Source organism: Methylobacterium gnaphalii (genome assembly GCF_007992215.1).
Classification (GTDB): domain Bacteria; phylum Pseudomonadota; class Alphaproteobacteria; order Rhizobiales; family Beijerinckiaceae; genus Methylobacterium; species Methylobacterium gnaphalii.
Map to the genome: position 1 here is coordinate 127,362 of NZ_BJZV01000005.1, position 12,268 is coordinate 139,629.

Annotated in this window: 11 protein-coding genes; 9 read left to right on the forward strand and 2 right to left on the reverse strand. The window is 68.1% G+C overall.

The genetic code is table 11. The features are described 5' to 3' along the window. Window positions 1–184: 184 nt before the first annotated feature. A complete protein-coding gene (gene tyrS / locus MGN01_RS06305) occupies window positions 185–1,462 on the reverse strand; it encodes a tyrosine--tRNA ligase (protein ID WP_147045746.1) in 1,278 nt (425 codons plus the stop codon). A gap of 121 nt (window positions 1,463–1,583) precedes the next feature. Here tyrS and MGN01_RS06310 point away from each other — a divergent pair, with 121 nt between their 5' ends. From MGN01_RS06310 to MGN01_RS06330, 5 genes are all read left to right on the forward strand, one after another. Next, complete coding sequence (locus MGN01_RS06310) at window positions 1,584–2,720, forward strand: anhydro-N-acetylmuramic acid kinase (RefSeq protein WP_147045747.1); 1,137 nt, start codon at window positions 1,584–1,586, stop codon at window positions 2,718–2,720. A gap of 113 nt (window positions 2,721–2,833) precedes the next feature. Continuing rightward, a complete protein-coding gene (locus tag MGN01_RS06315; RefSeq protein WP_147045748.1) occupies window positions 2,834–3,805 on the forward strand; it encodes a DUF3298 domain-containing protein in 972 nt (323 codons plus the stop codon). A gap of 71 nt (window positions 3,806–3,876) precedes the next feature. After that, window positions 3,877–4,986, forward strand: coding sequence for a chorismate synthase (gene aroC / locus MGN01_RS06320; RefSeq protein WP_147045749.1), 1,110 nt, complete (start codon window positions 3,877–3,879; stop codon window positions 4,984–4,986). 17 nt (window positions 4,987–5,003) lie between these two features. Then, window positions 5,004–6,083, forward strand: a complete 1,080-nt coding sequence (ribB, locus tag MGN01_RS06325; protein ID WP_147045750.1) for a 3,4-dihydroxy-2-butanone-4-phosphate synthase — start codon at window positions 5,004–5,006, stop codon at window positions 6,081–6,083. 60 nt (window positions 6,084–6,143) lie between these two features. Further along, on the forward strand, window positions 6,144–6,797 hold the full coding sequence (locus MGN01_RS06330; protein WP_210246069.1) for an HAD-IA family hydrolase: 654 nt from the start codon (window positions 6,144–6,146) through the stop codon (window positions 6,795–6,797). 47 nt (window positions 6,798–6,844) lie between these two features. Here MGN01_RS06330 and MGN01_RS06335 read toward each other — a convergent pair whose 3' ends face one another. Beyond that, window positions 6,845–7,774, reverse strand: a complete 930-nt coding sequence (locus tag MGN01_RS06335) for a histone deacetylase family protein (protein WP_147045751.1) — start codon at window positions 7,772–7,774, stop codon at window positions 6,845–6,847. A gap of 253 nt (window positions 7,775–8,027) precedes the next feature. On the opposite strand from MGN01_RS06335, the gene MGN01_RS06340 reads away from it, so the two are divergent. The 4 genes from MGN01_RS06340 (at window position 8,028) to MGN01_RS06355 (ending at window position 12,237) form a co-directional block, all read left to right on the forward strand. After that, window positions 8,028–8,651, forward strand: coding sequence for a L,D-transpeptidase (locus MGN01_RS06340; RefSeq protein ID WP_373319159.1), 624 nt, complete (start codon window positions 8,028–8,030; stop codon window positions 8,649–8,651). A 294-nt stretch (window positions 8,652–8,945) separates the two neighbouring features. Continuing rightward, entirely contained in the window at window positions 8,946–9,389 is a 444-nt protein-coding gene (locus tag MGN01_RS06345; protein WP_147045753.1) for a hypothetical protein, read from the forward strand. Between the two features lie 142 nt (window positions 9,390–9,531). Then, window positions 9,532–11,535, forward strand: a complete 2,004-nt coding sequence (locus MGN01_RS06350; RefSeq protein ID WP_147045754.1) for an acetyl-CoA carboxylase biotin carboxylase subunit — start codon at window positions 9,532–9,534, stop codon at window positions 11,533–11,535. A gap of 270 nt (window positions 11,536–11,805) precedes the next feature. Then, window positions 11,806–12,237: a gamma-glutamylcyclotransferase family protein gene (locus MGN01_RS06355; RefSeq protein WP_147045755.1), complete on the forward strand. Its 432-nt coding sequence runs from the start codon at window positions 11,806–11,808 to the stop codon at window positions 12,235–12,237. The last annotated feature ends 31 nt before the right edge of the window (window positions 12,238–12,268 follow it).

Consider the following 12,268-nt stretch of genomic DNA (forward strand, 5'->3'; position numbering starts at 1 on the left):
TCCCCGGCCGCGGGGATCGTAACAAGGGGTGAGCCGGGACCGAGCGCAGCAAGCGCCGCATCGGCGGCTCGACAGAAGCTGCGCCGAGATCGGGACGCCTCGCGGCATCCCTGCCGGATCCCGGATCGGGCTCCGCTGCCTCCCCACCCGTCGGGGGAGATGGCGGGCGGTGAACCCGGAGCGGTCAGCCCTTCTTCAGCAGCACGTGCTTCTTCTTGCCGAAGGAGAGCTTGATCACGCCATCGCCGGTGAGATCGGCCGTGCGCAGCACCGCGCGCTCGTCGCTGATCTGAACGTCGTTGACGCGCAGGCCGCCGCTCTTGATCTGGCGCCGCGCCTCGCTCGTCGACGGCACCAGCCGCGCGTATTCCGGCCCGAAGGCCGTGAGCACGCCGATGCCGGCATCGAGCAGATCGGCCGAGACGGTGACGGTCGGCAGGTCCGCCGCGACGCTGCCCTCGACGAAGGTCTTCCGCGCCGTCTCGGCGGCAGCCTCGGCGGCCTCGCGACCATGCATCAGCGCTGTCGCCTCGGTGGCAAGCGTCTTCTTCGCCTCGTTGATCTCGGCGCCGCCGAGCGCTGCGAGACGGGCGATCTCGTCCATCGGCAGCAGCGTGAACAGCTTCAGGAAGCGACCGACATCGGCATCCTCGGTGTTCCGCCAGAACTGCCAGTAATCGTAAGGCGACAGCATCCCGGCATCGAGCCAGACGGCGCCGGCCGCGGTCTTGCCCATCTTGGCGCCGGACGCGGTCGTCAGGAGCGGGCAGGTCAGGCTATAGAGCTGCGGCGTGCCCATGCGGCGGCCGAGATCGAGCCCCATGACGATGTTGCCCCACTGGTCCGAGCCGCCCATCTGCGCGATGCAGCCATAGCGGCGGTTCAGCTCCACGAAGTCGTAGGACTGGAGGATCATGTAGTTGAACTCCAGGAACGACAGCTCCTGGTCGCGCTCCAGCCGCATGCGCACGCTGTCCATCGACAGCATGCGGTTCACGGAAAAATGTCGGCCGATGTCGCGCAGCATCTCGATGTAGTTGAGCTTGGTCAGCCACTCGGCATTGTCGACCATCAGCGCCTCGCCAGGGCCTTCGCCGAAGGTGAGGAACTTGGCGAAGGTCTTGCCGATGCCGCGCTTGTTCTCCTCGATCTGCTCGAGCGTCAGGATCTTGCGGGTCTCGTCACGACCGGAGGGATCGCCGACGCGGGTGGTGCCGCCGCCCATCAGCGCAATCGGCTTGCCGGCCCCAGTCGCCTGCAGCCAGTGCAGCATCATGATCGAGAGCAGGTGGCCGATATGCAGCGAGGCCGCTGTGCAGTCGTAGCCGACATAGGTCGTCAGCCGGCCCTCGGCGGCGGCCGTATCGATCCCCTCGAGGTCGGAGGTCTGGTGAATATAGCCGCGCTCGGTCAGCACCCGCAGGAAATCGGATTTTGGCGAGAAGCTCTCGGCGGCGCTCATATCGAATCGGTCTCGAGTTCGGGGTGGCGCGACAGGATCGCCACCAGCATGTTAGCTCCCCGCATCGGGGATGGGCCGGCTCTTAACAGGGCAGCCGGCGAAAGGCACGGGGCGTGAAGACATGGCGATGAAGCGCGCGATCGGCCTGATGAGCGGCACCTCGCTGGACGGGGTCGACGTCGCCTTGATCGAGACCGACGGCGAGGCGGTCCACGTCGTCAAGAGCCGCAACAACTTCCTCGAGCCCCTCGGGCCGACCGGTTATCGCGGCTACGAGGAGGACGAGCGCGTGCTGCTGCGCGCCGCCACCAAGGATGCCGAGAGCGTCATCCTGCCAAGCGATCGGCCCGGCCGCCTGCCGGAGGCGGAGGAGTTCGTCACCCGCGCCCATGCCGAGGCGGTGGAACGCTTCCTCGCGGATAACGGTCTGACGCCCGCTGATATCGAGGTGATCGGTTTCCACGGCCAGACGGTGATCCACCGGCCCCAGCACCGCATCTCGATCCAGATCGGCGACGGCCAGGCGCTGGCCGACCGGCTCGGCATCCCCGTGGTCTCGGACCTGCGCCGCGCCGATATCGAGGCGGGCGGGCAGGGGGCTCCGCTGGTGCCGATCTTCCACAAGGCGCTCGCCGAGGCCGCCGGCTTCGAGGGGCCCTTCGGCATCCTCAATATCGGCGGCGTCGCCAACGCGACGCTGATCGATTCGAGCGGCGGCGTCGTCGCCTTCGATACCGGTCCGGGCAACTCGCTGATCGACGAGTGGATGCAGGAACGCGAGGGCAAGAACCTCGACGATGGCGGCCGCACCGCCGCCCGTGGCAAGCCGGACGACCAGCTTCTCGCTTGGCTGCTGCAGCATCCGTTCTTCGCGCGGACACCGCCGAAATCGCTCGACCGGAATTGGTTCTCGCACAAGCTCGCCGGCCAGCTCTCCACCGAGGACGGCGCCGCGACGCTGACCGCCTTCACCGCTCGCGCCGTGCTGCTCGCCCTCGATCACGCCCCCGAGCGCCCGACGCGCTGGGTCGTCGCCGGGGGTGGCGCCAAGAACGGCGAGCTGATGCGGCTCCTCAATGCCCTGCTCGATGCCGAGATCCTGATGGCCGACACGATCGGCTGGTCCTCGGCCTTCCTCGAAGCCCAGGCCTTCGCCTATCTCGCCATGCGCTCGATGAAGGGCCTGCCGATCACCTTCCCGAGCACCACCGGCGTCGGCGAGGCGATCTCCGGCGGCGTGCTGGCCCGGCCGCGCTGAGCCCACGTCACAACAACGCTGCGGCCCCCCAACCATCAGACAGGCTCCGAAGCATCTCGTCACGCTCCGCGGCAGGGTTTAGCTTGGCCGCTAGACGGGCCGGAGCGAACGTGATGGGGCAGGAACTTCCCAAGGCTGCTGGGGCGCTCGCAGCCTTGCTGGCCGGCATCCTGCCCGCATCGGCCTTCGACTGCGCCAAGGCGGGCACGCCGATGGAGAAGGCGATCTGCGCCGATCCCGCCGCCAAGGCCTCCGACGACGCCATGGAATCGGCGTTCAACACGCTGCGCGCCGGCCTCACCGGCCCGCAGAAACAGGCGGCCCTCGACGACCAGCGCGCCTGGCTGAAGCAGCGCAACGAGACTTGTAAGGGCGAGAAGAGCCCCGCAGCCTGCGTCGCAGATGCCAACGGCGCCCGCACCGGCATGCTCACAGCGCGTCCGGAGTCCGGCCCCGGCCTCAAAAGCCGCCTCGTCCCGTATTTCGTCCGCCAGTCCGGCAGCCGCGACAAGATCGATGTCGCGGTGCAGCTCTACAAGTTCGCCGATCCGGCCACGCCCGGCGAGCAGCTTCTGAACAAGAAGGCCGACGAGGATGTGGCCAGCATCACCTACAAGAAGGACGAGCCGGACGACCGCAGTTGGAGCAACGAGGAGACCTGGTCGATCTCCTATGCCTCGCCCGACTTCCTCTCAATCTGGTCCACCGGCTACGAATACAGCGGCGGTGCCCATGGCGGTGCCAGCGGCCACGGGCTCCATATCGACCTGCGCACGGGCCGCATCGTCGGCTTCTCCGACCTGTTCGACGCCAAGGCGCAGGCCGAGATCGACAAAAGCTGCCTCAAGCAGGTCAAGGCAGAGAAGGTCGAGCGCGGAGCGGGGGACGATGCCGACGATCCGGATCTCGCCAAAAAGATCTCCGAGGTGGTGAAGGACCTCAGCAACTGGTCGATCAAGGAAAAAGAGGCCTCGGTCTATTTCGGGCAATATTCGATCGGCGCCTATGCCGAGGGCATCTATGGCTGCGACCTGACGATTGCGGAGCTGAATAGGCTGTCCAAGGTGCCGCTGCCGCCGCGCTGAGGCGCGACGCGGTGGCGCCATGCACGCTCGTGTTTGTGCGTCCCCGCCTCCCGCGCTAGAGCGGGCCTACGATGTCCCACAACACATTCGGCCACCTGTTTCGCGTCACCACCTTCGGCGAGAGCCACGGGGTCGCCCTCGGATGCGTGGTCGATGGCTGCCCGCCCGGGCTCGCGATCGAGGCGGAGGAGATCCAGGCCGAGCTCGACCGGCGCAAGCCGGGCCAGTCGCGCTTCACCACGCAGCGCCGCGAGCCCGATCAGGTGAAGATCCTCTCCGGCGTCTTCTCCGACGACCGTACGGGCGGCCGCCAGCTCACCACCGGCACGCCGATCGCGCTGGTCATCGAGAACACCGACCAGCGCTCAAAGGACTATTCGGAGATCCGCGACAGCTACCGTCCGGGCCATGCCGACTACGCCTACGACGCGAAATACGGCATCCGCGACTATCGCGGCGGTGGACGCTCCTCGGCCCGCGAGACGGCAGCGCGTGTGGCGGCCGGCGCCATCGCCCGCAAGATCCTGCCCGGCGTGACGATCCGTGCTGCCCTCGTGCAGATGGGCCCGCACGCCATCGACCGCGCGAACTGGGACTGGGATCAGGTCGGGCAGAACCCGTTCTTCTGCCCCGACGCCAAGGCCGCCGCCTCCTATGAGACCTATCTCGATGAGATCCGGAAGGACGGCTCGTCGATCGGCGCCGTCATCGAGGTGGTCGCGGAGGGCGTTCCGGTCGGACTCGGGGCGCCTGTCTACGGGAAACTCGATGCGGATCTCGCCGCGGCGATGATGTCGATCAATGCCGTGAAGGGCGTCGAGATCGGCGACGGCTTCGCGGCCGCGTCACTGCGCGGCGAGGAGAATGCCGACGAGATGCGCTCGGGCAATGCCGGCGCGCCGACCTTCCTCGCCAACCATGCCGGCGGCATCCTCGGCGGCATCTCCACCGGCCAGCCCGTGGTGTGCCGCTTCGCGGTGAAGCCGACCTCCTCGATCCTCACGCCGCGCAACACCGTCACCCGCGACAACCGCGACGTCGAGATCGTCACCAAGGGCCGCCACGACCCCTGCGTCGGCATCCGCGCCGTGCCGGTGGCGGAGGCCATGATGGCGTGCGTGCTCGCGGATCACTATCTGCGCCATCGCGGTCAGGTCGGCGAACCGACCCAAGGCGCCTGAAGAACCGGAAGTCGAACGTGACCCATCATTCCCGCGTCTCCGAGGCCGTCGAGGCCTTTGCCCGTGGCGAGATCGTCGTCGTCACCGATGACGACGACCGCGAGAACGAGGGCGACCTCGTCGTCGCCGCCTCGCTCTGCACGCCGGAGAAGATGGCCTTCATCATCCGCAACACCTGCGGCATCGTCTGCGCGCCGGTGACGCTGGAGGAGGCCCGCCGCCTTAACCTCGCGCCCATGGTTGCCTCGAACGACGCGCCGCTCGGCACCGCCTTCACCGTCACCGTCGACGTGAAGCACGGGCTGACCACCGGCATCTCCGCCGAGCAGCGCTGCAACACCGTACGCGCGCTCGCCAACGGCAATATGGGCGCGGCGGATTTCGTGCGCCCCGGCCACGTCTTCCCGCTCATCGCCCGCGACGGCGGCGTGCTGATGCGCTCCGGCCATACCGAGGCGGCGGTCGATCTCTGCAAGCTCGCCAACCTGCCCCCGGTCGGCGTGATCTGCGAGCTCGCCAACGACGACGGCACCGTGATGAAGGGGCCGCAGATCGACGCCTTCGCCGAGACGCACGGCTTGAAGCGCGTCTCGGTGGCCGAGATGATCGCCTACCGCCAGGCCCGCGACCGGCTGGTCGAGCGCGTCGGCAGCTTCCCGGTGAAGACCGAGCACGGCCCGATGACGGGCTACGCCTATGTCACGCCCTTCGAGACGATCCAGCAATTCGCCTTCGTGCATGGCGAGATCGGCGACGGGCGCGACGTGCTGGTGCGCCTGCACCGCTCCAACGTCGTCGCCGACGTGATCGAGGGCGGCGGCCAGATCGACTGCGTCATGCGCCGCTTCGCCCGCGAGGGCAGGGGCGTGCTCGTCTACCTGCGCGACGGCACCGCCGGCGTGCCGCTCTCGCGCTATGCCGACGAGGGTGCGGAGGCCCAGCGCGTGCGCCAGTGGCGCGAGGTCGGCCTCGGGGCCCAGATCCTGCGCGATCTCGGCGTCCGCTCGATCCGCAACCTCTCGGCCTCATCACGCGCCTATGTCGGCCTCTCGGGCTTCGGCATCGAGCATCTCGGCGACGAGCCGCTGGAGAGCTGAGACGGCGGACCTGCCCTCGGCTCGCACTCTCATCGGAGTCTTCTCGTGACCGACCGCCCGCTGTTCTCGGGGCGCAGCTTTGCTGCGTTCCTGTTCGACATGGACGGGACGATCCTCACCTCCATCGCCTCGGCCGAGCGGGTCTGGTCGCTTTGGGCGGCGAAGCACGGCCTCGACGTCTCCGCCTTCCTGCCGACGATCCACGGCGTGCGCACGGTGGAGACCATCGCGCGGCTGAACCTTCCGGGCGTCGATCCGGAGGCGGAAGCCAACGCGATCATGCGGGCCGAGATGGAGGACGTGTCGGACATCGCGCCGATCGCGGGGGCGGCAGTCTTCCTCGCCGCCCTGCCGCGCGAGCGCTGGGCGATCGTCACCTCGGCGCCGCGGGCTCTGGCAGAACGTCGCATCGCGGCGGCCGGCCTGCCGCTGCCGCCGCTGTTGATCGCCGCCGAGGACGTGGAGCAGGGCAAGCCGGCGCCCGATTGCTTTCTGCTCGGCGCCAGGCGGCTCGGTGTGGCGGCCGCGGATTGCCTCGTCTTCGAGGATACGCGGGCCGGCCTCACGGCCGCCGATGCCGCCGGGGCCTCCGCGCTGGTGATCACGGCGACGCACGCCAAGCCGCTCGACGTCCGCCATCCGCAGCACGCGAGCTACGAGGGCTTGAGCGTGCGCGCGACGGCCACCGGTCTCGCGGTCTTCGAACGCTCCTGAATCGTCACGACGTCGGCGTCGCCTCCGACGACGGCCGAACGAGAAGCCTACCGCCCCATCAGCGCGTCGACATGCGCAGCGACCGAGCGACCGAGCCCATCGAGATCGTAGCCACCCTCCAGCACCGACACGACGCGGCCGCCGCCATGCTTGTCGGCGATCTCCATCAGCCGGCGCGTGGCCCAGCCGAAATCGGCTTCGGTGAGACGCAGATTGGCCAGAGGGTCGAGGTGATGCGCGTCGAATCCCGCCGAGATGATGATCAGGTCGGGGGCGAAGGCCTCGAGCCGGGGCAGGATGCCAGCCTCGAAGGCTTCGCGAAAAATCGCGCCGTCATCGCCGGCGCTCAGCGACACGTTGACGATGGTGTCGTGGTTGCCGCGCTCCCTCGCAGCGCCGGTGCCGGGAAACAGCGGCATCTGGTGGGTCGAAGCGTACATCACGGTCTCGTCGTCCCAGAAGATGTCCTGGGTGCCGTTGCCGTGGTGGACGTCCCAGTCGACAACGGCGACGCGGCTCGCGCCGTGGATCTTGCGGGCGTGGCGCGCCGCGATGGCGGCCGTGTTGAACAGGCAAAATCCCATCGGCGTGGCGCGTTCGGCATGATGGCCCGGCGGCCGCATGGCGACGAAGGCGTTGGCGCACTCGCCCGACATCACGGAATCGACGGCGTGGTTCGCGCCGCCGATGGCGTGCAGCACTGCCGAAAGCGTGCCCGGCGACATCAGCGTGTCCGAGTCGACCTGCACGAAGCCGTCCGCGGGCGCGGCATTCGCGATCAGCTCGACGAACTCGGCCGGGTGCGCCAGCTCGGCCGTGGCCAGCTCGGCCCGCGGTGCGAGACCGCGCACCAGTGACGCGAAGCGCTCCTGCTCCAGCGCCCGTTCGACGGCCCGGATCCGGGCTGGGCGCTCCGGGTGGCCGTCCGGCACGAGGTGATCGAGGGCGCTGGGGTGGCTCACGAACAGCGTGGTCACGATCATCCTCCCAAAAGGCGAGCCGGCCTAGACAGCGAAATCCTGTCTCATCTCGGCAACAAGCGCAGCAAATGCGCCACGGTTCAGCTTTCGAGGCACAGCTTGCCACAGTCATGGCCACGAAGCTCGGCAATTTATCGCCAGCCATGGGCCGCCTAGCGGCGTGGCCCTCGACCGATCGGGCAACTACGACATGCGTTCCGTCCTCAGGCTTCTTGCCCTCGCTCCGCTCTGTGCGTCGCTCACCGCCTGCATGGCCGCGCGCGCCGAGCGTCCCCCCACGCAGCTCGCGGCGCTCACCCCGCCAGACGCCGTCGGCGGAGCGACCACGATGCCGGTGCCTCCGCCGCCGCCCTATTTCCCGCCGGGGCCTGAGCGCGACCGCGAGTGGCTGAAACTGGCACCCTCCGCCCAGATCAACGATCCGGCGCTCCTGCGCACCGTCGTCGACTATCCGACGAAGGAGAAGCCGGGCACGGTGATCGTCGCGACGGCCGAGAAGCGCCTCTACCTCGTCATGGCCGATGGCAAGGCGATGCGGTACCCGGTCTCGGTGGGCAAGGAGGGCGCCTCCTGGTCGGGCACCGCCAATGTCGACCGCAAGCTCGAATGGCCGGACTGGAACCCGCCGAAAGAGATGCTCGAGCGCAAACCCGACCTGCCGCATCGCCTCGAGGGTGGCCCGCTCAATCCGATCGGGGCGCGGGCGCTCTATCTCGCCCAGAACGGCAAGGACACGCTCTACCGCATCCACGGCACCAACGAGCCGGAGAAGATCGGCCAGTCGGTCTCCTCGGGCTGCATCCGCATGCTCAACGAGGATGCGATGGACCTCTACAACCGTGTTCCGATCGGGACGAAGGTCGTTGTGCTCTAGCTCGCGACCGGGCGAAGCGAGACCGGCATTGGATTTGGCAGGGCGGCACGAGAGTGCCGCCCTGTTTCGTTTTGCCGATCGCCCGGATTCCGCACGGCGTCATCGCAAAGACGGCAGAAGCCGAAAATGCGCGCGATGATGATCACCATTTCGAAAGCACCAATCGTGATGACGTCTTAACCTGAAATTCCGTTCAGATATGACCGTTAACTTCTCGAAGCGAGACCGTCCGGCATAGTGCAGACACACAAGGACAACAGACCGACAAAGAAAATGTCGGGGAGGCATCGAGACATGAGCAACTTTTCACTTCAACTCTTCTGCAACCGTATCGTCGCCGCCGGCACGATCAGCCAGGCCGACGTGCGCATCCTCCGCGATGAGCGCCTCGAGAACGGCCTGGAGCATCGCGACGAAGTCGACCTGCTGCTCGCCCTCGACCGGGCCGTGACCAACCAGGACGCGCGCTTCGCCGACCTGCTCGTCGCCCTGATCGTCGACTTTGCGGTCTGGAGCGAGACGCCGCATGGCCGGATCGACAGCGAGATGGCGGGCTGGCTCGTCACCTCGATCGCCGGCCGCACCGGCCCGACTCAGACCGGCGCCCGGATCGCGATGAACCTGGTTCGCGAGGCAGAGACCAGCGACGAGTACATGATGGCCTTCGCGCTCGAGGCCAACCGCTGGGCCCGCCGGCCCGCCGCCGTCCGTTCCCACAGCTTCGCTCTCGCCGCCTAAGGCGAGAAGTCGCTGAATTGTATTCACTTTAAGACAGGGGCCGGCAAAGCTTTCGCCGGCCGAGCAAGTGCTTTATCGGAATGCGACCCGGCTTCGGCCGGGCCTCCGCACGAAGACACTTCCTCCCAAAACGCGGCCTGTGATGTTCGACAAGATCCTGATTGCCAACCGGGGCGAAATCGCCTGCCGCATCATCAAGACGGCCCGCAAGATGGGCATCAAGACGGTGGCGGTCTATTCCGACGCCGACCGTGACGCGGTCCATGTCGCGATGGCGGATGAGGCGGTCTATATTGGGCCCCCCGCGGCCTCGGAATCCTATCTCGTCATCGACAAGATCATCGAGGCCTGCCGGCAGACCGGCGCCCAGGCCGTGCATCCGGGCTACGGCTTCCTGTCCGAGCGCGAGGCTTTCCCGAAGGCACTGGCCGAGGCCGGCATCGTCTTCATCGGCCCGAATCCCGGCGCTATCGCCGCAATGGGCGACAAGATCGAATCGAAGAAGGCGGCAGCCGAGGCCAAGGTCTCGACGGTTCCCGGCTATCTCGGCGTGATCCAGGATGCCGAGCATGCCGTGAAGATCGCCGATGAGATCGGCTACCCGGTCATGATCAAGGCCTCGGCCGGCGGCGGCGGCAAGGGCATGCGCATCGCGGAATCCGCGGGCGAGGTGAAGGAAGGCTTCGATCGCGCCAAATCCGAGGCCGCGTCCTCCTTCGGCGACGACCGCGTCTTCATCGAAAAGTTCATCGTCGACCCGCGCCACATCGAGATTCAGGTCATCGGCGACAAGCACGGCAACGTGATCTACCTGGGCGAGCGCGAATGCTCGATCCAGCGCCGCAACCAGAAGGTCATCGAGGAGGCCCCGTCGCCGCTCCTCGACGAGGAGACCCGCCGCAAGATGGGCGAGCAGGCCGTGGCGCTGGCCAAGGCCGTGAACTACGACTCCGCCGGCACCGTCGAGTTCGTCGCCGGCCAGGACAAGTCCTTCTACTTCCTCGAGATGAACACCCGGCTACAGGTGGAACATCCGGTCACCGAGATGATCACCGGGCTCGACCTCGTTGAGCTGATGATCCGCGTCGCCGCCGGGGAGAAGCTGCCGCTGGCGCAGGCCGACGTGCGGCTCAACGGCTGGGCGGTGGAAAGCCGCGTCTATGCCGAGGACCCGACCCGCAACTTCCTGCCGTCCATCGGCCGCCTGACCACCTACCAGCCGCCGGCCGAGGGCCCGCTGGGCGACGCGATCGTGCGCAACGATACCGGCGTGGAGGAGGGCGGCGAGATCGCGATCCACTATGACCCGATGATTGCCAAGCTCGTGACCTGGGCGCCGACGCGCCTGGAGGCGATCGAGGCGCAGGCCACGGCGCTGGACGCCTTCGCCATCGACGGCATCCGCCACAACATCCCGTTCCTGGCAACGCTGATGGCGCATCCGCGCTGGCGCAGCGGCGAGCTGTCGACCGGCTTCATCAAGGAGGAATTCCCGGACGGCTTCGTCGCCCCCGCCCCCGAAGGCGAGATCGCACGGCGTCTCGCGGCCGTGGCGGCCGCGATCGACCACAAGCTCAATCAGCGCAAGCGCGGCATCTCCGGCCAGATGCGCGATCCGGGCCTCCTGCATTTCGAGCGCGAGCGCGTGGTGCAGCTCGCCGATCAGCGCTTCAACGTCACGGTCTCCACCGTCGGCAACGAGCTCGTCGTGACGGGCGAGGACGGCACGGTAACGCCGGTGCTCAGCGACTGGCGCCCCGGCCAGCCGGTCTGGCAGGGCACCGTCGGCGAGGAGCATGTCGCGATCCAGGTGCGCGGCGTGCTCAACGGTGTCTTCCTGCAGCATGCCGGCGTGGCCGCGAATGCCCGCGTCTACACCCGTCGCGAGGCGGAGCTCGCTGCACTGATGCCGGTCAAGGAGACCGGCGATTCCGGCAAGCAGCTGCTCTGCCCGATGCCCGGCCTCGTGAAGCAGATCCTGGTCCAGGAAGGCCAGGAGGTGAAGGTCGGCGAGGCGCTCGCCATCGTCGAGGCCATGAAGATGGAGAACGTCCTGCGCGCCGAGCGCGACGGCAAGATCTCCACGATCTCGGCCAAGGAAGGCGACAGCCTGGCGGTGGACGAGGTGATCCTGGAATTCGCCTGAGCGCGCCGGTCGATCACGCGAGACCTAGGACGCGTTGACCAAGCCAGTGGCGGCGGAGCCGAACACCGTCGCCGTGGCCTTCGCGGGTTTCGGCGCCCCCATGCGCCGCCGCCGGATCGGCGGACGAGGCCCTGATCGAGCGGGAGCGACGAACGGCGCATCGGCAGGCCTCGTGCAGGTCTGTCCTCGCCCGGGCCGCGACTGTACAGGACCGCTCGCTCCTTCGTACAGCGATCCGCACTCCGCCAAGACCTCAGCCAAAAGCCTGCGATGCCGCTCTACTTCGCCTACGGCGCCAACATGGATGCGGCCGCGATGGCGGCGCGCTGCCCGCAATCCCGGCTGATCGGGGGAGGGCGGCTCAACGGACACCGCTTCATCATCATGAAGGAGGGCTACGCCTCGGTGATCCGCGCACGGGGCTCCACCGTCTGGGGCGTGCTCTGGGATCTGTCGCTGGCCGACGTGCCGGCTCTCGACCGCTACGAGGGCGTGGCCGGCGGCCTCTACGTCAAGGCGAGCCAGTCCGTCACGACGCCGGGCGGCGTGCGGCGCGCGCTGATCTATTTCGGCCGCAGCACCGCCCCCGGCCTCCCGCGGCCGGGCTATCTGGAAGACGTGCTCGCGGCGGCCCAGGCCGCGCAGCTGCCCGGCCCCTATCTCCAGGAGATGCGCGGCTGGCTGCGGCGCGTGCGGGCCTGACAGCACCACGGCCCGCTCTAGGTGGTCGGGC